Genomic DNA, 20,579 nt, shown 5'->3' on the forward strand with positions numbered 1-20,579 from the left:
GGTTCAGAGGGCGGCTTGGGCGAAGAGGAACACGCCGACCCCGACCAGGATGACGGCGGAGACGCGGCCCAACCGCGCGGCGTCCAGTCGGCGGGCGATCCGCGCGCCCCCCACGACCGCGGCGGCGGCGACCACCCCGAGCACCGCCCCGAGTCCGAAGTGGACGGATCCGGTGGCGCCGTACCCGGCCACCGCGAACACCGCGAGCGGCACCTGGATCACCTGCCCCGCCCCCACCGCCGCGAGCGGCGCCACCCCGAGCACCATCAGCACCGGCACGAGGAGCACGGGCCCGCCGGTCCCGGTCAACGCCGACCCGAACCCGACCACCACCCCCACCCCGACCGCGACCGGCGTGGCCAACCCGATCCGCTCCCCACTCCGGCCCTGGCCACCGCTGTGCCTGCCGTCGCCGCCGTCGCCACCGCTGCCGTGACCGCCACCGTCGTCGCCGTCGCGGTGACCGTCGCCGCCGCGACCGCCGCCACCACCGTCGCCAGCGCGGCGACCGTTGTCGTCGTCGTCACCATCGCCGCGGCTGTCGCCGTTGCCGCCGTCGTCGTCACCACCGCCGCGGCCAGCGCCGTCGCTGCCGCGACCGGTGCGGCGGCGAGCGCGGTCGGCGCGTAGGCGGTGCAAGCCGGCCCCGAGCGTGATCGAGCCCAGCACCAGCCACACCACCACCGGCGACACCAAGCCGTTGACCAGCGCCCCGCCCGCCGCCGCCGGGGCGGCGCCCAGTGCCAGCCGGGTCGCCAGTGGCCACGGCATGGTCCCCGACCGCGCGTACGCCAGCGTCCCGACCACCCCGGTGAACAGGAACGCCCAGCTGCTGGTGCCCGCCGCGGCGTGCACGTCGAACCCGGCCAGGTGCACCAGCGCGGGCGGCAGCAGCACCCCGCCGACCCCGACCGCGCCGATGAGCAACCCCACCGGCACCGCGAGCGCCACCATCCCGATCATCACCCCCCAACCTAGTGATCGACCGGCCGGACACCCCCGCCGCGCGTACGATCCGGAAAAATTCCCCCGCCGCCCGGCGTGACGAATCGGCGAAGCGGGTGTCCTAGGAGCAGAACACCCGGAAAAGGAGGAGCTGCCAGTGTCAGCCGCGCCCCTCACCGAGGGCCCGCTGGACGACGTCACGCTCGTCGCCAGGGCCCGCGACGGTGACACGCAGGCCTATGAGCAGCTGGTTCGCCGCTACCAAGGCCCCATGTACGGGCTCGCGGTGCGTATGCTGGCGAGCCGGGGCGACGCCGAGGACGTCGTGCAGGAGGTGTTCCTGACCGCGTGGCGGCGCCTCGGCCAGCTGCAGGACGACGCGGCCTTCGTCGGCTGGCTGTACCGCACCACCACCAACCGGTGCCTCAACGTGATCCGCGCCCGCCGGCCGTCCTCGGCCGCGGAGCCGGACGAGCAGGAATCACCGGTGCCGCGCCCGGACCGGGCGGTCGAGGTGGGCGCCCAGCTGGCCGCGCTGAGCCGGGCGCTGCAGCAGCTGACCGGCGAGCAACGGGCCTGCTGGCTGCTCAGAGAGGTGCACGGGCGGTCCTACGAGGAGATCGCGCAGGCGGTGGGCACCACGGCCACCGCGGTGCGCGGGCGGATCGCGCGGGCACGCGCACAACTGGCGGAGGTGATGGCGCCGTGGCGATGAACCAGGCTGCCGAGTCCTACCCGCTGCCCTGCGGACGTGACGTGGAGGCGGTGTGGGACCGGCTCGACGAGGTGGAGTCGGGGCGGGCCGACGAGCACGACCTCTCGTGCGAGCACTGCCGCGCCGCCAGAGAGGGGCTGCTGGTGCTGCGCTCGCTGACCGGCGAGCTGGCCAGGGAGGCGGTCGAGCCGCCACCGGACCTGGTCGGCCGGATCATGTCGGCGGTGCGGGCCGAGGTCCGCAGGCACGACCTGCTGCCGCTGCCCACCCCCGAACCCGGGCAGGCGCGGGTCAGCGACCGGGCGGTGGCCGCGATCCTGCGGTTCGCCGCGGACAGCGTGGACGGCGTGCGCGCCAGGGCGTGCAAGGTCGACGTCACCTTCGCCGGTGCCTTCGAGGTGCACCTGGAGGTCGCGGTGAGCTACCACGCCTTCGCCGCGGACGCGCTGGACACCGTGCGGGAACGGGTTTCCGCCGCGGCCGTGGCACGCGTCGGCGTGACGCTGGCCCAGCTGGACATCCGGATCGCGGATCTGTACGAGGACTGACGGGGTTTCGCGGGAGTGGCAGTGGCGACGTTCGGCGAATGGGTGATCGGCGAGCCGGTGGTGGCCGCGGTGGCGGCGGCCGCGGCCGCCGGCGTGCCCGGGGTGGTCCGGCTCGAACCGGGGGTGTTCGGCCTGGTCGGTTCGTTGGGGCGCACCTTGCGCCAGCAGGTGAAGGGCCTCGACCCCGCGCCCACCGAAGGCGTGCGGGTCAGTTACGAGGGGAACGAGAGCGTGCGGGTCGAGGTCGATCTGGTGCTGTCCGGGGCCGGTCAGGTGGCCGCGGTGGCGCAGGCGGTGCAGCGCGCGGTGGCCGGGGCGGTGGCCGCGGCGACCGGGCTGGCGGTGGCCGCGGTTTCGGTCGCGGTGCTCGACGTCGAAGTGCGGGGTGGCTGGTGAGCGGAGCGGTCGTCGAGGAACTGCTGGCGGCGTTGCGCAAGGTGCCCGGCCTCCGCCCGGCGACGCCGGCCACCGTGCCGTCACTGGCCTGGGTGCCGTGGGACTGGGACGACCTGGCCGTCACGGTCACCCCCGAAGTGGTGGAAATCCGCCTGGTGGCGACGAAACTGCCGCTGCCGCCAGTGCTGGAGCACGCCGAAGAGCTGCTCGGCCCGGTCCTGCCAGCCGGAACGCGGCTGCGCCTGGTGGTCACCGACATCGACCGGATCGCCCTGCACCCCCGTGAAGAAAGTGGCGTGGATTACCCGATCGGGTCGTGACGTTCCGGTTTTCCCGGTGTCCTACCGATGACCACAGTGGACAACCCAGGGAGGAACCCATGAGCACCGCCACCGCGCAGCAGACCGAGACCAAGGCTTCGGTCGAACTGGTGAAGACCGAGAGCAAGCTGGTGACCGAGCAGGGCGTCACCTCCATCGCCGACACCGTGGTGCAGAAGATCGCCGGCCTGGCCGCGCGCGAGGTCAGCGGCGTGCACGCGCTGGGCGGCGGCGCGGCCCGGGCGATGAGCGCCCTGCGGGAGCGCATCCCGGGCGCCTCGGCGAGCGCGGGGCAGGGCGTTTCGGTCGAGGTGGGGGAGAAGCAGGCCGCCGTCGACCTCCAGCTGGTGGTCGAATACGGCGTCGGCATCGCCGACCTCTCGCGGGCCGTGCGGCGCAACGTGATCACCGCACTCGAGCGCATGACCGGTCTGGAGGTGGTCGAGGTGAACATCCACATCCACGACCTGCACCTGCCCGAGGAGGACTCCGCGCCCGCCCCGGCCAGGGTCAGCTGACCCACGCCCGGGCGGGTGATCGCGCCGGAAGGTGGTCCTCCGGCGCGATTTCCTTGTGGCACAGGGCGAACGAGGTCGGCGCGCCGGGGCGGCGGGGCCGCACGGGTGGGTGAAGGGTGGTTTCCCGGCGCGGCGATCCGGGCAACTGTGGGGCATCGGACGGGAGGTGGCGAGGAATGTTGACCTGGATCACCGTCTTCGTGCTCGTGGTGGCGGGCATCGGCGCGATGCTGCCCCTGCGCCGCGAGCGCCGCTGACCGTGAGGGCTAGGGTGGGCTCCCGATCATCAGCTGGGGAGTCGCGATGCCGTTGCCGGAGTCCGTGCGCCCATTGCCGTTGACCGGGATCCGCGAGTTCGGGCAGCGCCCACCTCCTCCGCACGCTGGTGACCGAACTCGGCTTCACCGTGCTCGCCTGCGGATCGGGTTTCGCCGAGGGCGAGCGGGCCGACGACTGGATCCACGACGGTGAACCGGATGTGGTGGCGCGCAACGGGTTCGCCTTCCGCTTCGGCGGCCCGCCGAGATGCTCGGCTGGCTTCGTGAGCGCAACGCGGGCGGTGGCCAGGTGCACTTCGCCGGGCTCGATCTACCGGGGTCGGGTGGATCCGCGCTGCCGGCGCTGCTCAAGGTGCGGGACTACCTCGCCCGGCGCGCGTCGACCGAACTGGCCGACGCCGCCATCGAGGCGACCGCGCTGTACCGGAGTGCCAACAACAGCGTCGCGTTCGCTCGCTACAGCGAACTGGACGAGGCCTCGCGCGACGCGGCCACGGCGGCCCTCGCCCGCCTGCTCCTCCAACTCGACGCGATGCCCGTGAAGGATTCCGCGCACCTGATCGCCCGGCACCACGCGCTCGGCGCGCTGCGCTTGGACGAGCACCTCCGGGAGTTCACCGTGCTCGGTGTGGCCCAGGCGCCCGCGAAGGTCGTGTCCTCGCGGGATGTCTACCACGCCGAGACCGTCCGGCTGCTGCGCGAGTTGCACGGGCCCGAGGCCCGCATCGTGCTGATGATGCACAACGCCCACATCCAGCGCGTGCCGATGGAACTCCTGCCGGGCATCCGGGCGGAGTCCGCGGGCACGCACCTGGCCGGGCCGGCCTACGTCGCGATCGCCGTCACCGCAACCGGCGGCACCACCACCGACACCGAACTGGACGAGGAGGCCCCTCAAGGCTTCACCGTGGTCGGGCATCCGGCGGGGCCGCCTGCCGAGGACAGTGTTGAGGCCGCCGTCACCGGACAGGAACCCGTCCTCCTCGACCTACGAGCAGCTCGGCTTACGGAGGCAGGGGAGGCTCCTGTGCTTGCCGATGTGCAGGCGGCCCGGGCTGCGGAGGCCGGTCCCGCAGCTGCCGATCGGCGGGTGCCCCGGGCTGCGGAGGCCGGTCAGGATCGTGCGGCCGCCGACCGGCGAACAGTTCTGGCCGCGGAGGCGGCGCAGGATCCCGTGCTTGCCGACGTGCGGGCGGCCCGGCCGGGGGGCGCCGGTCAGGATTCTGCGGCTGCCGATCGGCGGGCGGCCCTAGCCACGGATGCCGGGCAGGAGCCTGCGCCTGCCGATGTGCGGGCGACCCGAGTCACCGAAGGTGGACAGGAACCCGGGTCTCCCGATCTGCGGGCGACCCGAGTCACCGAAGGCGGACAGGAACCCGGGTCTCCCGATCTGCGGGCGGCCCGAGCCACGGAAGACGGGCAGGAACCTGGGCCCTCCGACCTACAGGCGCTCCAGGCCACCGAAGCCGCAATTCCGCGTCGCATTCGGCATGTCACCACCCATTTGGCGGTAGACCTGCCCGCCGCCTTCGATGGCGTCGTCTGTCTGCCTGCGATGACGCCGGACGACCTGACCACCCCGCGCTGAGACGGCGAAATCGGGGTACCCGATCGGTGCGTCTACCGCACGAAGATCACTGCGCGGAGTCTGATCATGGGCCAAATGTCCCTCGAACGAGTGAGGAGCACCCGCCTGACCTGCAAAAGGCTTAATGCACGTGCATTTTCATCTGCTCTTGCGCGTGCTATGGTCCACAGCACAGTCAGATGCACGTGCATTTGCATCCCCTGGTGGAGAGTCGGGAAGGTGGAGATCAAGGTGGAGCAGATTTCGAACGGGATGTCGGCCGAGCTGCTGACCGGCGCGCAGTGGCGCAAGAGCTCCCGCAGCGGTGCGGTGGGCAACTGTGTGGAGGTCGCTCCGCTGGCCAACGGTGAGATCGCGGTCCGCAACTCGCGGTTCCCGACCGGCCCGGCCCTGGTCTACACGCAGGCCGAGATGGCGGCCTTCCTCGCCGGCGCCAAGGACGGCGAGTTCGACGACGTACTGAGCTGACCCGGCGCCCTGCCGGTCCTGGATGTCCACTGTGGACTACAAAGCCGAAGTGTGAATGCTTTTCAAATTCCTACTTTGGTCCGTTGTGAGTTGACTTGAGTCCTCTCTACGCTTTGGCGCGTCGACGCCGAGCGAAGGGAACCGCCACCCGATGCGTACTCACACCGGCAGTCCGCGCAGGCAGACCGAACCGGCAGGCCGCCGGTGGCGGGGCAGGACCTCCTTCGCGGCGAAGTCGCTGGTCGGCGCGGCCGTGCTGACCCTGGCCCTGCCCCCGGCGCTCGCCTTCGCGGACCCGCCCCGCGCCCTGCCGTCCAGTGTCACCGAACCCGACGGCAAGTGGCAGCCCGCCTTCGACTACGACACCGACGGCTGCTACCCCACGCCCGCGATCGGCCCCGACGGCACCATCGCCCCCGGGCTGAACAACTCCGGCGCGCTCAACGGCAACTGCCGGGACCAGTCGGACCTGGACAACACGAACTCCTACTCCCGCTCGAAGTGCAACAACGGCTGGTGCGCCTACCTCTACGACCTGTACTTCGAGAAGGATCAGGCGGTGCCCGGCCTCGACGCCTTCGGCCACCGGCACGACATCGAGCACGTGGTGGTCTGGGTGCAGAACGACCAGGCCCGCTTCGTCTCCACCTCCCAGCACGGCGACTACGCCACGCACGCCGCCGCCGACATGCAGTGGGAGGGCACGCACGCGAAGGTCGTCTACCACAAGGACGGCGCGAGCACGCACTGCTTCCGCAAGGCCACCACCGGGGACGAGCCGCCGGAGAACCACTACGGCACCTGGCAGTACCCGGACCTGGTGAGCTGGAACAACTTCCCGGCCGGCATCCGCGACAAGCTCACCTCGGCGAACTACGGCAGCGCCAGCCTGGCGATCAAGGACGGCGCGTTCGAGTCGAACCTGGAGAAGGCCAAACCGGACGGCATCCCGTTCGACCCGCGCGGCTGACCCGCCCTCGGCGCCTAAGCTGCCCGCATGAACGGCACGGCACCGAGACCGCGGCCCGCCACCCCGGCGGACGCGGCGGCCATCGCGCGGATCTGGTACCCCGGCTGGCGCGACGCCCACCTCGGCAACGTGCCGGACGCGCTGCTCGCGGTGCGGACCGAGGCGTCCTTCGGCGAGCGCGCGGTCCAGCGTGTGGCCGACCCGGGCACGCGGACCGCGGTCGCGGAGGCCGGTGGGGAGGTCGCCGGCTTCGTGATGGTGGTCGGCGACGAGGTCGAGCAGGTTTACGTGTCGGCCGCGCACCGCGGCTCGGGGGTCGCCGTCCTGCTGCTGGCCGAGGCGGAACGGCTGGTCGCCGGGAACGGGCACCGGTCCGCCTGGCTGGCCGTGGTCGCGGGCAACACCCGGGCGCGCCGGTTCTACGAACGCCACGGCTGGGCGGACGAGGGCCTGTTCACCCACGCCGCCCCGCACGAGGACGGCCCGATCGCCGTCCCCGCGCACCGCTACGTCAAACCCCTCACGCCGGTTCGGTGACCAGCAGCCGGTCGAGCAGGTCCCGCAGGGTGACCAGACCGGCCAGCTCACCATCGGACTCGACCAGCGCCAGGTGGTTCCGGCTGTCCCGCATGGTGTTCAGCGCCAGGTAGATCGCGGTGCCGGCGTCGAAGGTGAGCACCGGCCGCATCAGCTCGCCCGCCGTGCCGCCCGGGCGCAGCGCGTCCCGCACGTGGACCACCCCGATCGGCGTCGGCCCGTCGAACACCACCAGCCGCAGGTGGCCGCTGGTGCGCGCGACCTCCCGGATGGTCTCCACCGACGCCTCCGCCGGCACCCCGGCGACCTCCTCCCGGGGACGGGTGATCTCCCGCAACGGCCGCGAGTTCAGCTCCAGCGCCGTCGCCAGCTGGTCGCGCCGCTCGGGCGCGAGCGCGCCCGCCTTCGCCGAGTGGTCGACCAGCTGCCGCAGGTCTTCCGGGGTGCGCCCGGCGCTGATCTCGTCGACCGGCTGCACGCCGACGCGGCGCAGGCACCAGTTCGCCATGTTGTTCAGCGCGATCAGCAGGGGCCGGGTCAGCGCCATGAACCCGCGCATCGGCAGCGCCAGCAGGGTCGCCGAGCGCTCCGGGTGCGCGATGGCCCACGACTTGGGCGCCATCTCCCCGACCACCAGGTGCAGGAAGGTGACCACCACCAGCGACAGCACGAAGGCGACGATGTCGGCCGTGGCCGCGGGCAGGCCCCAGCCCTCCATCACCGGGGTCATCATGTCGTGCACGGCGGGCTTGGCGACCGCGCCCAGCGCCAGCGTGCACAGGGTGATGCCGAGCTGCGATCCGGCCAGCAGCAGGGAAAGCTCGCGCGCGCTCTTCAACGCGGCGCGTGCCGAGGCACTGGTCTCGGCGGCTTCCTCCAGGCGGTAGCGGCGGGCCGCCATCAGCGCGAACTCGATGGCGACGAAGAACGCGCTCAGCGCGATGATCGCCGCCGAGATCAGCGAAGCCGTCAACGGGCTCAGGCCACTCATCGCGGCACCTCCGTGGTGTCGAGGCCCACCCAGACCAAAGCGGGAACGTGCCGTTCGATCTCGCGGACCTCCACCGTCAGCCGGGCCGCGTCCTCGTCGATCCCGGCGGGCAGGTCGACCCGCACGGTGTCACCGGGTTCGGGCAGCCGGGCCAGTTCGGCGATGACCAGTCCGCCCAGGGTTTCGTAGTCCCCGGCGGGCAGGTCGTGGCCGAGCAGGCGCTCGACCTCGTCCACGTGCGTGGTGCCGGGGATCAGCCAGCCGCCGTTGTCGGCCAGCGCCCGGTCCTCGTGCTCCGGATCGTGCTCGTCGGTGATCTCGCCGACCAGCTCCTCGGCGATGTCCTCCAGCGTGATCACCCCGGCCAGGCCGCCGTACTCGTCCATCACGCAGGCGAACTCGTCACCGGAGGCCCGCAGCTGGGTCAGCACGCCCGGCAGCGGCAGCGACGCGGGCACCACCACGGCCTCGCGGGCGATCCCGGCGACCGTCCGCTCGGGGTTTTCGCACGCCAGCACGTCGTGCAGCCACAACACGCCGAGCACGTCGTCGACGCTTTCCCCGAGCACCGGCAACCGCGAGTGCCCGCCCGCCATCAGCTCGACGGCGTCGGTCACGGTCGCGGTGCCGGGGATGGCGGTGACCTGCGGACGCGGGATCATCGCGTGCTCGGCGGTCCGGTCGTGCAGTTCGAGCGTCCGGTCGAGCAGGATGGACAGTTCGCTCGAGAGGTCGCCGCTGTCGCGGGACTCGGCCACGATGTGCTCGAGGTCGCGCGGGGTGGCGGCGTGCTCGACGTCGTGCACCGGTTCGATGCGCAACGCCTTGAGCAGCAGGTTGGACGCCTGGTCGAACAGGTGGATTAGCCAGCCGAAGGTGGCCAGGTAGAGCCGCGTCGAGAAGGCCAGCTTCCGCGCCACCGGCTCCGGCTTGGCGATCGCCAGGTTCTTCGGGAACAGCTCGCCGAAGAGCATCTGCACCAGCGTTGAGAACACCAGCGCCAGCACGGTGCCCACGGCGACGCCCACGGCCTGCGGCACGCCGGCCCCGCCGAGCAGGGTGCCGATGCCCGCGCCGATCATCGGCTCGGCCACGTACCCGACCAGCAGGCCGGTCACGGTGATGCCGAGCTGGGCGCCGGAGAGCATGAACGAGGTGCGCCGGGTGATGCCCAGCGCGCGTTCGGCACCGCGGTCCCCGGCGGCCGCGCGGGCCTTGAGCCGGGAGCGGTCCACGGCCATGTAGCCGAATTCCTGCGCGACGAAGTAGCCGGTCGCCGCGGTCAGCAGGAGGACGACGACCACGCCGACGAGGATGTTGACCACCACCATCAGCACGGTGGCGCCACCCCCTCGCGCCGGACGTGGTCAGGGGGTGCGCCGGTACTTCGGGATGGGTCCATGGTCCTCTCGCGGTCGGTGATCGAGCCGGAAATGTCCGGTTGACTGGAGTACGAACAACGCCGCTGATCAGTTCCGGATGGACAGCAGGATCACACAGGAGAGGGGCCCGCGCCGGGTGGAGCACCGGCGCGGGTCACTGCGGGGGCCTAGCAGTTGCGCATCCGGTCGACCGGGGTCCAGCTGCCGCTCTCGTCCCAGTCCGGCGCCGTGGTCTTGAAGATGACCTTGCCCGCGTCGTTCATCATCTTTGCGACGGTGCCCGCGGTCTGGTTGTTGTCCCAGGAGCCGGGGCCGACCCAGGATTCGGGGATGTCGTAGACCCCGCAGGCGAACATGTCGATGTGCGTGCCGGTGAAGTTCTGGCCGCGGTAGGCGCAGAAGTGCTTGTAGTCGGCGAAGCCGCCGTCGCAGTGGACGTCGAGCGCGCCCACGCCCAGCTTGCGGGGCGCCGCCTCACCCGGCAGCGCGATGGTGATGGTGGCGCCCGGCAGTTCGACCCGGTTCAGCGCGACCTGCTTGCCGCCGAGTTCGGCCACGTAGGTGTCGGCTTCGGCCTGCAGGCTGGAGATCTGGCTCGCGGTCAGCCCGGCCTCGGCCCCCTGCGCGGCGAACTCGGACGGCGCCGCACCGGCCACGGTGTTCGCGCCGAGCACGAGCAGGGCCGACAGGCCGGCGATGGTGAAGCAGCGTCTCAATCGCATGGCTTTCTCCTGTGGTCAAAGGATTTCTGACGAACAAGAAGTTAGGGCGGTGCCGGTCGGCCGGATGCCGGTCGATCGCCCCTCATCCATTCAGCGGGTACCCCAGGCCACTTCCCCCGCGGTGCGGTGAGGTGCACCCCAATCGCGTCTTGCCGGTGGCGGAACCACCGCGCTAGCGTCTTCTGGGAACGCTCCCATCCCGTCCCGGATCGAGGGGATTCCCGTGCCTGCCTGGCGAAAGTCGATGCTGACCCTGTTCGCCGCGATGACCGTGACGATCGCCGCCGCGCCGCACGCGGTGGCCGCCTACCCGAACCCCGGGCCGGTCACCGGGGACGTCAACGTGCACGACCCGTCGGTGGTGAAGCGCCCGGGTGGCGGTTATCTGGTCGCGCACACCGGGAACGACATCGCGCTCAAGTCCTCTTCGGACCGGACGGCCTTCCGCAACGAAGGCTCCGCGTTCCCCGGCGGTGCGCCGTGGACCACGGCCTACACCGGCGGCAGCCGGAACCTGTGGGCACCGGATCTGTCCTATCGCAACGGCCGGTACTACCTGTACTACTCCGCCTCCACCTTCGGCTCGAACCGCTCGGCGATCTTCCTCGCCACCAGCACCACCGGTGCCCCGGGCAGCTGGGCGAACCACGGCCTGGTGATCGAATCGCGGACCACCGACGACTTCAACGCCATCGATCCGAGCCTGCTGGTGGACGACCAGGGCCGGTGGTGGCTCAGCTTCGGCTCGTTCTGGTCGGGGATCAAGCTGGTCGCCCTCGACCCGGCCACCGGGAAGCGCTCCGACTCGGCGATCCGGCACCTGGCCGGCCGCGGCGGTGGCGCGATCGAGGCCCCGGTCATCTTCAAACGCGGTTCGTACTACTACCTGTTCGTCTCGTTCGACCACTGCTGCCAGGGCGCGTCGAGTTCCTACCGCGTGATGGCCGGCCGGTCGGCGAGCCCGACCGGCCCGTTCACCGACCGCAACGGCGTGGCGATGACCTCGGGCGGTGGCACCGAAATCCTGGCCGGGCACGGTGACATCCATGGCCCCGGCCACCCGTCCGTGTTCGCCGACACCGATCACGACATCCTGGCCTACCACTACTACGCGAACAACGGCGCCGCGCTGCTCGGCATCAACTGGCTCGGCTTCGACGCCGCGGGCTGGCCGTACGTGCACTAGGCATCGCGGGGTCTGTTTTGACACCCGTGCCGCGGTCGTAATACGGCGTATTACGGCCGCGGCACGGGTGTCAAAATTCGGCGGCTCAGCCGAGGCGCGGCAGCTCGCCGCGGGGGCCCGCGCTGACGCCGGAGGCGCCGGGCGAGCGGTCGAACCCGTGCCCGACCAGGCGCCCGGGGCCGATGCTGACCTCGCCGGTCGGGCCGGAGGTGACCTGGCTGAGGCTGGCCGACAGATCGGCCTCGACCCCGCCGGGCAGTTTGAGCCGGACCAGGAACGGCAGCACGAACCCCAGCGCCATCAGGCCGACCAGGATCGGCGTCAGCGTGCCGATCACCAGCGTGGTCACCTTGTCGGTGAGGAAGAAGCCGAGCCACAGCGCGATCAGCAGCACGCCGGCCACCACGATGGTGCTGACGCTGCCGAGCACGCTGCCGCGCGCCACGGCGAGGCTCTGCTCGGCCAGGTTCAGCACGCGCCGGGCTTCGGCGTGCGCGGGGTCGTGGTGCAGGCAGCGGCGCAGGTACCGCAGTGCGCGGCGCCGGTGGAACGGGCGTGCCTGCACCTCCGGACCGTGTTCGCCGGCCTTGTACGCGGCGATTCCCGCGACGTAGTACGGATCGGGCTCGGTGGCGGCCAGTTCGATCGCCTGCTGGGCACAGCTGAGCGCCTCCAGGTGCAGGTCGCGGCGCTGGGTGGCGTCACCGCGTTCGATCAGCAGCCTGCTCAGCGCGACCAGCAGCTGCCACCGGGGCTGGTCGCAGTCCGACCTGGCCAGCGCGGCGCGCAGCACGCGCTCGGCGGCGAGCAGGTCGCCGGGGGCCTTGACCAGCGCCAGCGCCAGCCCGATGGCGGCGGCCCCGCGCGCCGGGTCGATCACCAGTGCCTGCCGGAAGTGCTGCGCCGCCCGCCGTGCGTCCGCGCCCTCGTCCTCGGCGTCGGAATCGCGCTGGAGGTAGAGGCCGCCGAGTTCGATGTGGGCCTGGCTGTCGTACCAGTTCCGCTCGACCGCCTTCCGCAACAGCTCCTCGGCTTCGTCGTACCGGTCCATCTGCACGAACAGCGCGCCCAGATCGACGTAACTGCCGTCGTAGGGGTCGATTTCGATGGAGCGCCGGAGGTGGTGCTCGGCCTGGGGGAGGTCACCCTGGTGTGCGCGCAGCACGCCGAGGCAGGTGTGCGCGATGTGCCGTCGCGGGCGTTCGGCGAGCACCTCCCGGCACAGGCGTTCGGCCTCGGCCTCCCCGGCGGGTTCGGCCGTCCTGACCAGGGTCCAGGCCAGGCCGAGCTTGGCGTCCGCGGCGTGCGGCTGGGCGGCGAGTGCCGCGCGGAAGCGGCGTTCGGCCGTTTCGCCGTCGCCCGCGGTGAACGCGACCCAGCCGAGGCAGTGCAGGACGTCGGCGCGCTCGCGGGGGCTGCCCGCCAGCTCGGCGGCCTTCTCGAACTCCTGCTGCGCGCGGGTCAGCTCACCGCGGTCGCGGAGCACCCAGCCCCATTCGACCAGCAGGTCGAGGTCGAAGGTGCGGCGGCGCAGTTCGGGCGCCAGCAGGTCCTCGGCTTCGCTGAAGCGGCCCAGCGCGCGCAGCGTGGCCGACTTGCGCACCAGGATCCAGCACGCCCTCGGCGCCCGGGCGAGCGCCTTGTCGAACCAGGACAACGCTTCCTCGTACTCGTTGCGGTCGTCGCAGAGCCTGCCCATCTCGGCCAGCAGGCCGGTCCAGCCGGGGAACTTCTCGAGCACCTCGGTCAACGCGGCGTGGGCCTCGTCGAGCAGGCCGTTGAGGCGGAGCGCGCGGATGTAGTGGAACTGGAGATTGCTGCTGTACGGGTTGAGCTCCACCGCGCGCCGGTGCTGCGCCAGCTTGTCGGCGACGCGGCCCATCGCGCCGTAGACCAGGCCCAGTTCGGTGCGCAGCTCGGGGTAATTGGGCTTGCGCTCGATCTCGGCGGGCAGGAGTTCCAGCGCCTTGCCGAATTCGCGGGTGACTCGCAGGTGGTCTGCGTAGGCGCGCAGGACGCTGCGGCTTTCCGGGTCGAATTCCCTGGCCTTCCGCAACTCGGCGAGCGCGGCTTCGTGCTCGCCGGTCGCCTGGTGGGCGGCGGCGAGTTGCAGGCGGAGCCCGACGTGCTCGGGGAAGTCCGCGACCGCGCGCCTGCCTTCGGCCACCGCCTGCTCGAACCGGCGGGAACTGACCAGGAGGGAGATTCGCCACCACCGGGTCTCGAAATCGCCGTCGTCGATGCCGTCGAGTACCGCGAGGGCCTCGTCGACCCGGCCCAGATCGGTGAGTTCGATCGCCAGTTGCCGCCGCAGCACCAGTTCGTGCGGGAGTTCGAGGCAGGCGGCGCGGTACCGTTCGAGCATCTCCTCGTGGCGGCCGCTCGCATCGAGGACGTAGCCGAGTTCCATGCGCAGCACCGCGTTGCGGGGATTGGCCGCGATCGCCGCGCGGGCCACGCTCTCGGCCTCGTCGAGATCGCGGTGGATCCGGAGCAGGCGGATGAGCTTGACCCAGCAGGAACCGTGCTGGGGTGTCTCGCGGAGCACCGAGCGGTAGGCGTCGATGGCCTCGTCGAAGCGGCCCTGGTCGTGCATCAGGCCGCCGAGCTGCTCCAGCAGGCCGGTCGATTCCGGGGTCACCGCCAGCGCTTCGCGGAGCACCGATTCGGCTTCCTCGTAGCGGAAGAGCCAGCCGAGCGCGGTGGTGAGGTTGCGGAGGTGCGTGACGCGATGGGGGTCGATCTCGACCGCGCGCCGGAACCAGACCAGCGCCTCTTCGTCCCGGTCGCGCGCGGAGTAGGCCCAGGCGAGCGTGGAGGCCAGTTCCGCGTCGCCGGGGATCCGCTCGACGGCCGCCCGTGCTTCCGCTTCGGCTTCGGCGTACCGGTGGTAGTCGCGGAGCAGCGCGATCCGCCAGGAGACGAAGAACCGGTTGTAGGGCGCGATCTTCACCGCCTCGCCGATGGCCAGCAGGGCTTCCTCGCGTTCTTCGAGGTCGTCGTGGCACCAGGCCTGCTGGGCGCAGATCCCGGCCGGATGGTCGACCCGTTCCCGCCCGGTGCGGCAGGTCTCCAGCGCTTCCGCGGTCCGGTTGAGGACGCGCAGCGTGCTCGCGCGCCAGGTGTAGCCCTCCTCGATGTGCGGATCGAGCTCGATCACCCGGTCGAACTCGGCGAGCGCGGCCTCGTGGTCCTGGAGCGCGTCGAACACCCGGCCCAGGCAGCGGTGTACCTCGCTGGACCAGGGGAGCAGTGCGACGGCGTGTTCGGCGGCCTCCCTGGCAGCGCCGTACTCGGTCCTGGCGAGCAGGTGGTCGATGAGCTTGGCGTGCGCGTGGACGTATTCCGGGTGCAGTTCGAGCGCGGTGCGGCACCGCTGGGCGGCTTCGTGGTAGCGGGCCTGGCGGTAGAGGGCGTAGGAGTGGGCGACGTGGAGTTCGGCCGCGTCCGGGTGCCGCCGGAACGCCTCGGTGGCGGCCGCTTCGGCCTCGTCGAACCGGTTCAGGTCGCTGAGCGCGAAGATCCGCCACTCCAGGGCTTCGAGGAAATCCGGCGCTTCCTTCAGCACGCGGTCGACCTGGTCGAGCAGCATCCGGTGGTCGGCGCGGTCGTCACCGACCTGGCCGTAGGCCACCCGCAGGAGGTGCCTGCCCGGCGCGGTGGCGAGCGCGGTCTCCGCCAGCTCCTGCGCTTCGTCGAAGCGGTTCAGCCTGCTCAGCGCCGCCACGCGCCAGGCGAGCGCGCGTTCGTGGTCGTGATCGAGCCGCCACGCCCGCTCGAAGTGGTCGAGGGCGCGGGCGTACCGCCGCCGCTGGAACGCCAGCCTGCCGAGTTCGACCAGCGCGTCCGGGTTCTCCTCCGGCGGGCCCAGCAGTTCGGTGATCAGCGCCTCGGTCTCGGCGTACCGGTCGCTCCGGCGGAGCAGCGTGAGGCGGCGTTCGGTCGCGGTGTCCACCCGCAGCAGTGGACACGGTGCCCGGTGGTGCGCGCTTCTGCCGTTCGGGCGATGCTGGTGGGCACCCCCGGCGAATCGAGGTGCACCGTGCTGGAACTGGCTGGCCTGCGCGAGGTCGACGTCGAGGTGTACCGGGCGGTGGTCGACCGGGGCGCGGCGACCGCGGCCGAACTGGCCGGGGTGGTGGGGCTGAGCAGGCAGCGGCTGGCGTCGGTGCTTCTGGTGCTCTGCCGGGAGGGGCTGGTGTTGCGGGACGGCAGCCGGCCGGCGCGGTTCAGCGCGGTGGCGCCGGAGGTCGGGCTCGGCTTGCTGTGCCACCGCAGGGAACAGGAACTGGAGCGGGCGCGGTTGCTCGCCGTCGAACTGCAGGAGCGGCACCGGCTCGCGCTCGGCGGGCAGCCGGGCGGGCTGGTCGAGGTGGTGCACGGGGCCGCCGCGGTGGCCGGGCGGGCGGACCGGATGATCCAGGCCGCGGCCGGTGAAGTGTGCTTTGTGGACAAACCACCGTACGCCCGCTCGCCGTCGGATCTGCACCCGGTGGAGCGGGAGCTGCTCGCGCGGGGGGTGCGGTTTCGCGGGGTGTACGACCGGACCGCGCTCGAACTGCACGACCTGCGCGCCGACCTCGAACTGGGGTTGTCGCTCGGGGAAGAAGCCAGGGTGGTCACCGACGCCCCGCTGAAGCTGATCCTGGTCGACGACGCGATGGCCTTGGTACCACTGCATTCGCACGCGCCGTCGGTGGAGGCCGCGCTGGTGGTCCACCCGTGCGCGCTGCTCGGCGCGCTCCGGTCGCTGTTCGAGTTCCTGTGGTGCGACGCGATGCCGCTCGGCCTGCCCGGCAGCCCGCAGGCCCGCACCGAACTGCTGTCCACTGTGGACATGCGACTGCTGGCGCTGCTGACCACCGGCATGCCCGACCGCGGCATCGCCAAGCAGCTCGGCATGAGCTACCGCACCTTCCAGCGCCGGTTGCACGAGCTGATGGGCGTGCTCGGCGCGCGCACCCGGTTCCAGGCCGGACTGCAGGCCGCGGCGCGGGGCTGGGTCACCGTGCCGGTCACCCAGCCCCGCACCGAACCCCGTCAGCCGGCCGACGGTGCCGCGAGCAGGTAGGCGCGGAGCGTCGTGCTGGTCACCGTGTTGCCCGCGCTGTCCTTCGCCTCGGTGCGGAGCGAGACCGCGCCCGCCTGCGGCGGGTGCTGCACGGTCACCGTCCAGCGCGCGTCCCCGAGCGGTTTGGCCGTCGCGGCCGTCCAGGTGACACCGTCGTCGGTGGAGTAGGCGGTCTTGAGCTGGGTCACCGGACCGCCACCACGGGCACCGCTGTGCTCGGCCGCGGTGATCTCGAACTCGAACGGCCCGCCGGCGGGCGCGCGGTTGCCGAGGTCGAGCGGGAACCGGTGGTCCAGCAGGATCAGCGGCTGGAACGCGCACGCCGTGCCCTCGGCGTGGCAGTGGTAACCCGGCGGTGGTGCGTCGGTGGTGCGGGCCGAGGCGAAGGTCCAGGTCGTCTCGGTGCGCGGGGCGTGTGCGAACAGCGAGGTGCTCGGCGCGCCGATCTGGGCCTGGGCGGGGAGCACGTCGACGGTGGACAGCCGGTACACCGCCGGTTCCGGGGCCAGCCGGTAGACCGGGAACTGGGCGAACGGGTCCCCGGCGTTGTCGCGCGGGATCTCCGTGTCCCCGCGGTAGAGGTGGGTTTCGGTGGTGGTGAAGTACTTCCCGTTCTCGTACGGGCTGGTGAAGTGCCCGCCCTCGGAATCGGCCCACTGCAGCGCCGGGGCGAACAGGTCCCCGCTCCGGCACAGCGAGCACAGCACCCGCCAGCCGTCCGCGGTCGCCGGGTAGCGGGCCGGGTGGTCGGGCCGGAGTTCGACGGCCGTGCTGTGCACCGGCGCGCGGAACCAGTGCTCGTCGGGCCGGGTCTTCTCGCCGGGCCGGTAGATGTTCTGCTGGTGCATGGCGAGCGAGGCCTTCTTGCCGCCCGGCCCGGGGCCGGACTGGGTGACCACGCGCTTCCACACCTGCCGGTCGTCGCCGGGGCCGGTGTACTCGGTCCAGCTGCCGGGTACCGGGATCTTGGTGCCCTGCAACGGTTGTGTCTTCCACCGGCCGGTGGGGAAGGCGTAGAAGTTCTTCTGCGCGGACAGGCCGGGCAGATCGGCGTGGTACCCGGTCCTGGTGGCCACCAGCTGCTGGTGGTCAACTTGGCGGACGTGCGCGGCGGGCACGCCGTTGGCGTCGAGGTAGCTGAGGTTGTACATGAGTTCCGGCGCGGCGCGCACGAGCAGGGTGAGCGGCGTGCCCGCCTGGCGCACCAGTTCGCCCTGGTCCCAACCGAGGGAGAGCTGGGGGAGCGTGGTGCTGGTGAGCCCGGTGATCGGCAGCGCGCCGGGGACACCGGCGTAGGGCACCACGGCCACCGCGCCGGCGGCCGCTGCCTGGGTGGCCGCGTTGACCGCGCCCTGGAACACCGCGGCGACCGGATCGGCCGCACCCGGCGGCACGGGGATCCGGACCAGCGCGATCTTGCCCTTCACGTCGAGGCCGGTGAAGTCCTCCGCGCGTCCGGCACCGGCGAAGACCACCGGCGCGGTGTGCTCACCGGGCCAGGCCGCGGCCAGCGTGGGCACGTCGTAGACCGGGTTCAGCGTGGTTCCGCCCTGTTTCGCCGCGACGGTGGACTGGGCCAGGGAAGCCGTGTCCTGCAAGGAGATCTCGCCGGTCTTGGTCGCCGGGGCCGGGGTCGCCCTGACCTGCCAGGCGGTGGCGCCCGCGGTGAGCCCGGCTTCGCCGACGTAGCTCGGCAGGACCCGCCGCAGCATGACCGTGCGGTCGCGCTGATCGGTCGGGGCCGGGGTGACCAGGTCGACCGGCACCGCCTTGGTGGCGTCGAGCGTGAGCTGGGCGGGACCGGTGATCGAGGCCTCGGCCACGCTCAGCGCGCTCCACCTCCGGACCGCCAGCCCGCGTTCCATCACCCAGCCCAGCGCCGAGTACCGGCCCGCGGGCAGCGAGACCTGGCCGGTGCCGCCGACCAGGTCGACCTGCTGGGTGAGCGGGCCGAGCATCGGGTCGTTGGGATAGGCGGTGCCGCCGGAGTCGTCGATCAGCTGGACCGCGGCCATCGACGCCGGTTTGCCCGCGGAATCCAGTACCCGCAGGGTCACCGGGAACAACGGGGGTGCGTGGTAGGTGCTGAGCGGGGTGCGCAGCACGGTCTTCCCGTCCGGGGTGGAGGCGACCACGGTGCCGCCGTAGACACCGGGCGCGCCCTTCGCCGGATCGGCCGTCACGGTCAGCTGACCGGTCGACTTCGGGGGTACGGACAGCGTGCTCGTCCCCAGTTTGACGCCGTCGGGCGGGGGCTTGCCGCCGTCCCACTGCTGCACGGACAGCGAGAGGGACAGCGCCAGCGGCTGGTCGCTTTCGTTGGTGTAGGCCAGTGTTCGCTCGGTGACGGCGGTGCCGGCCGGGGTCCGTTCGAGCCGGCCGAAGCTCGCGGTGGCCGGGCCGGTGGCGGGCTGGCTGACCACCCGGTTCAGGTCGAGCAGCCCGGCGCCCTGCTCGAACCAGCGCAGCCCGAGGTCCTTCGCGGTGGACGCGAGCGCGTTCTTGAGCGCCTGTCCTGTCCACTGTGGATGTTGCTGCAGCAGCAGGGCGGCGGCCCCGGCCACGTGCGGCGTGGCCATCGAGGTGCCGGAGGCCGAGGTGTAGTTCTCGTCCACCGGGGCGCCCATCGCGGTGCCGCTCGCGCGGGCCGCGGCGATCTCCACCCCCGGCGCGGTGAGCTCGGGCTTGACCAGTGCGTCACGCAGGCGCGGGCCCCGGCTGCTGAACCAGGCCAGCTTGCCCGCGTCGTCGACCGCGCCCACGGTGAGCGCCGCCGCCGCGCTGCCCGGGGTGGTGACCGTCCGGTCACCGGGACCCGAATTGCCCGCGGCCACCACAAAAAGCGTGCCGGTCTTCGCGGACAGCTCGTCGACCTGCTCGCTCAGCGGGTCGGCGCCGTCGGTCACCCCGGCGCCCAGGCTCAGGTTGACGATCTTCGCGCCGGTGCCCACCGCCCAGTCGATCCCGGCCATCACCTGCGAGGTGTCGCCCGCACCGCTGCTGTCGAAAACCTTGGCCACCACCAGTTTCGCCGCCGGGGCGACACCGCGGTACTTGCCGCCCGAAGCGGCACCGGTCCCGGCCGCGATCGACGCGACGTGCGTGCCGTGGCCGTGCCGGTCGACCACGTCGCCCTCCCCGCTGAAGTCCGCGGACGCGGTCACCTTGCCAGCCAGATCCGGGTGCCCGGCGTCGATCCCGGTGTCCACCACCGCCACCGTGCTGCCGGTGCCGTCGAGACCGGCCTGCCACGCGGCCGGCGCGCCGACCTGCGCGGTGCTCTTGTCGAGCACGACCCGGACCCGGCGATCGAGGGTGAGGCGCGCGACGTCGTGGCGCAGCCGAGGCGAACCGGCGGTCAGCGACTCCCAGAACTCGCCCGCCCGTGCCTTGTCCACGCGCAGGCCCACGGCCGACGCGGTGGGCAGCACGCTGCGGGTCTCGGCGGCGGCCAGTGCGTCGGCCTTCTGCTCCAGCGACTGGATACCCGGCTCACCGTCGTAGTCCGCGATCACCGGGATCGTGCCGCTCGTGCTGTCGTCGCGGCCGTCCTCGGCGAGTGCGCTGAGGTTGAACAGGTTCCGGTCGAGCACGCCGGCGGAGACGAACGGCAGCGCGTCGGACGGGTAGACGAAGAACCCGTCGGGGGTGGTCATCGTGCCGAAGGAGGGTTCCGGCCTGCCGGGTGACTCGGCCGCGTCGATGTCCGCGGTGCTCCGGCCGTCCCGGTCGACGGTGTGGGTGACCACGTCGCCGGTGATCAGGGTGAGCCGGTGCACCCGTGCGACCGCGGTGGTGGTGACCGGTGGATCGGCCGCGAACGCGGGTGCGGCCGGTAGCGCGAACAGCAGCAACAGCACCGCGATCAGGCATCGGGCCGGGGTGGCGCCAGTGCGTGGGGACCGTGGGTTCATCGGGGCTCGCTCCCTCCGTGGAGTCCCGGG

General features: G+C 72.1%; 17 protein-coding genes. 11 read left to right on the top strand and 6 right to left on the bottom strand.

Going from position 1 to position 20,579, the window contains the following annotated elements; all coding sequences use genetic code 11:
- Nucleotides 1-3 precede the first annotated feature (3 nt).
- Entirely contained in the window at nt 4-963 is a 960-nt protein-coding gene (locus JYK18_RS44880; RefSeq protein ID WP_206810387.1) for a TSUP family transporter, read from the bottom strand.
- Between the two features lie 139 nt (nt 964-1,102).
- On the opposite strand from JYK18_RS44880, the gene JYK18_RS44885 reads away from it, so the two are divergent.
- From JYK18_RS44885 to JYK18_RS44925, 9 genes are all read left to right on the top strand, one after another.
- The gene (locus JYK18_RS44885; RefSeq protein ID WP_307796365.1) at nt 1,103-1,660 is read left to right on the top strand and encodes a sigma-70 family RNA polymerase sigma factor; all 558 of its coding nucleotides are present in this window, start codon (nt 1,103-1,105) and stop codon (nt 1,658-1,660) included.
- Nucleotides 1,651-2,208 carry an Asp23/Gls24 family envelope stress response protein gene (locus JYK18_RS44890; RefSeq protein ID WP_206810388.1) on the top strand — a complete coding sequence of 186 codons (558 nt, stop codon included), beginning with the start codon at nt 1,651-1,653 and terminating at the stop codon, nt 2,206-2,208. The genes JYK18_RS44885 and JYK18_RS44890 overlap by 10 nt, the downstream gene beginning before the upstream one ends.
- Nucleotides 2,209-2,229: 21 nt before the next feature.
- Nucleotides 2,230-2,604 (top strand): Asp23/Gls24 family envelope stress response protein, encoded by a 375-nt coding sequence (locus tag JYK18_RS44895; RefSeq protein WP_307796366.1) that lies wholly within the window; start codon nt 2,230-2,232, stop codon nt 2,602-2,604.
- Complete coding sequence (locus JYK18_RS44900; RefSeq protein ID WP_307796367.1) at nt 2,601-2,924, top strand: hypothetical protein; 324 nt, start codon at nt 2,601-2,603, stop codon at nt 2,922-2,924. Before JYK18_RS44895 ends, JYK18_RS44900 begins: the two co-directional genes overlap by 4 nt.
- A 59-nt stretch (nt 2,925-2,983) precedes the next feature.
- On the top strand, nt 2,984-3,442 hold the full coding sequence (locus JYK18_RS44905; protein ID WP_206810390.1) for an Asp23/Gls24 family envelope stress response protein: 459 nt from the start codon (nt 2,984-2,986) through the stop codon (nt 3,440-3,442).
- A 525-nt stretch (nt 3,443-3,967) separates the two neighbouring features.
- Nucleotides 3,968-5,308: an erythromycin esterase family protein gene (locus JYK18_RS44910; protein ID WP_206810391.1), complete on the top strand. Its 1,341-nt coding sequence runs from the start codon at nt 3,968-3,970 to the stop codon at nt 5,306-5,308.
- A gap of 252 nt (nt 5,309-5,560) precedes the next feature.
- A complete protein-coding gene (locus tag JYK18_RS44915) occupies nt 5,561-5,776 on the top strand; it encodes a DUF397 domain-containing protein (protein ID WP_242584717.1) in 216 nt (71 codons plus the stop codon).
- Nucleotides 5,777-5,927: 151 nt separating this feature from the next.
- The gene (locus tag JYK18_RS44920; RefSeq protein ID WP_206810392.1) at nt 5,928-6,746 is read left to right on the top strand and encodes an NPP1 family protein; all 819 of its coding nucleotides are present in this window, start codon (nt 5,928-5,930) and stop codon (nt 6,744-6,746) included.
- A 27-nt stretch (nt 6,747-6,773) separates the two neighbouring features.
- Nucleotides 6,774-7,283: a GNAT family N-acetyltransferase gene (locus JYK18_RS44925; RefSeq protein WP_206810394.1), complete on the top strand. Its 510-nt coding sequence runs from the start codon at nt 6,774-6,776 to the stop codon at nt 7,281-7,283.
- Here JYK18_RS44925 and JYK18_RS44930 read toward each other — a convergent pair.
- The 3 genes from JYK18_RS44930 to JYK18_RS44940 all read right to left on the bottom strand — a co-directional run bounded on the left by JYK18_RS44930 (nt 7,267) and on the right by JYK18_RS44940 (nt 10,378).
- The gene (locus JYK18_RS44930) at nt 7,267-8,274 is read right to left on the bottom strand and encodes a hemolysin family protein (RefSeq protein WP_206810395.1); all 1,008 of its coding nucleotides are present in this window, start codon (nt 8,272-8,274) and stop codon (nt 7,267-7,269) included. The two genes, JYK18_RS44925 and JYK18_RS44930, sit on opposite strands and share 17 nt — an antisense overlap.
- Nucleotides 8,271-9,605, bottom strand: a complete 1,335-nt coding sequence (locus JYK18_RS44935; protein ID WP_206810804.1) for a hemolysin family protein — start codon at nt 9,603-9,605, stop codon at nt 8,271-8,273. The genes JYK18_RS44930 and JYK18_RS44935 overlap by 4 nt, the downstream gene beginning before the upstream one ends.
- A 218-nt stretch (nt 9,606-9,823) precedes the next feature.
- Nucleotides 9,824-10,378 carry a hypothetical protein gene (locus tag JYK18_RS44940; protein ID WP_206810396.1) on the bottom strand — a complete coding sequence of 185 codons (555 nt, stop codon included), beginning with the start codon at nt 10,376-10,378 and terminating at the stop codon, nt 9,824-9,826.
- A 223-nt stretch (nt 10,379-10,601) separates the two neighbouring features.
- Here JYK18_RS44940 and JYK18_RS44945 point away from each other — a divergent pair, with 223 nt between their 5' ends.
- Complete coding sequence (locus tag JYK18_RS44945) at nt 10,602-11,564, top strand: arabinan endo-1,5-alpha-L-arabinosidase (RefSeq protein ID WP_307796368.1); 963 nt, start codon at nt 10,602-10,604, stop codon at nt 11,562-11,564.
- An 85-nt stretch (nt 11,565-11,649) separates the two neighbouring features.
- Here the strand turns inward: JYK18_RS44945 and JYK18_RS44950 are convergent, their stop codons facing one another.
- Nucleotides 11,650-15,519: a tetratricopeptide repeat protein gene (locus JYK18_RS44950; protein WP_206810397.1), complete on the bottom strand. Its 3,870-nt coding sequence runs from the start codon at nt 15,517-15,519 to the stop codon at nt 11,650-11,652.
- A gap of 51 nt (nt 15,520-15,570) precedes the next feature.
- Between JYK18_RS44950 and JYK18_RS44955 the strand changes: the two genes are divergently transcribed.
- Nucleotides 15,571-16,635 carry a helix-turn-helix domain-containing protein gene (locus tag JYK18_RS44955; protein WP_242584602.1) on the top strand — a complete coding sequence of 355 codons (1,065 nt, stop codon included), beginning with the start codon at nt 15,571-15,573 and terminating at the stop codon, nt 16,633-16,635.
- Here the strand turns inward: JYK18_RS44955 and JYK18_RS44960 are convergent.
- A complete protein-coding gene (locus tag JYK18_RS44960) occupies nt 16,605-20,549 on the bottom strand; it encodes a S8 family peptidase (protein WP_206810398.1) in 3,945 nt (1,314 codons plus the stop codon). The genes JYK18_RS44955 and JYK18_RS44960 overlap by 31 nt on opposite strands.
- Nucleotides 20,550-20,579: the final 30 nt, after the last annotated feature.

This window comes from Amycolatopsis sp. 195334CR, from assembly GCF_017309385.1.
Lineage (GTDB): Bacteria > Actinomycetota > Actinomycetes > Mycobacteriales > Pseudonocardiaceae > Amycolatopsis.

Excerpts from the sequence above, each read along its gene's own strand:
- JYK18_RS44880 (WP_206810387.1), bottom strand. The coding sequence starts at position 963 with ATGATCGGGATGGTGGCGCTCGCGGTGCCGGTGGGGTTGCTCATCGGC.
- JYK18_RS44905 (WP_206810390.1), top strand. The coding sequence starts at position 2,984 with ATGAGCACCGCCACCGCGCAGCAGACCGAGACCAAGGCTTCGGTCGAA.
- JYK18_RS44910 (WP_206810391.1), top strand. The coding sequence starts at position 3,968 with ATGCTCGGCTGGCTTCGTGAGCGCAACGCGGGCGGTGGCCAGGTGCAC.
- JYK18_RS44915 (WP_242584717.1), top strand. The coding sequence starts at position 5,561 with ATGTCGGCCGAGCTGCTGACCGGCGCGCAGTGGCGCAAGAGCTCCCGC.
- JYK18_RS44920 (WP_206810392.1), top strand. The coding sequence starts at position 5,928 with ATGCGTACTCACACCGGCAGTCCGCGCAGGCAGACCGAACCGGCAGGC.
- JYK18_RS44925 (WP_206810394.1), top strand. The coding sequence starts at position 6,774 with ATGAACGGCACGGCACCGAGACCGCGGCCCGCCACCCCGGCGGACGCG.
- JYK18_RS44930 (WP_206810395.1), bottom strand. The coding sequence starts at position 8,274 with ATGAGTGGCCTGAGCCCGTTGACGGCTTCGCTGATCTCGGCGGCGATC.
- JYK18_RS44935 (WP_206810804.1), bottom strand. The coding sequence starts at position 9,605 with ATGGTGGTGGTCAACATCCTCGTCGGCGTGGTCGTCGTCCTCCTGCTG.
- JYK18_RS44940 (WP_206810396.1), bottom strand. The coding sequence starts at position 10,378 with ATGCGATTGAGACGCTGCTTCACCATCGCCGGCCTGTCGGCCCTGCTC.
- JYK18_RS44955 (WP_242584602.1), top strand. The coding sequence starts at position 15,571 with ATGCTGGTGGGCACCCCCGGCGAATCGAGGTGCACCGTGCTGGAACTG.
- JYK18_RS44960 (WP_206810398.1), bottom strand. The coding sequence starts at position 20,549 with ATGAACCCACGGTCCCCACGCACTGGCGCCACCCCGGCCCGATGCCTG.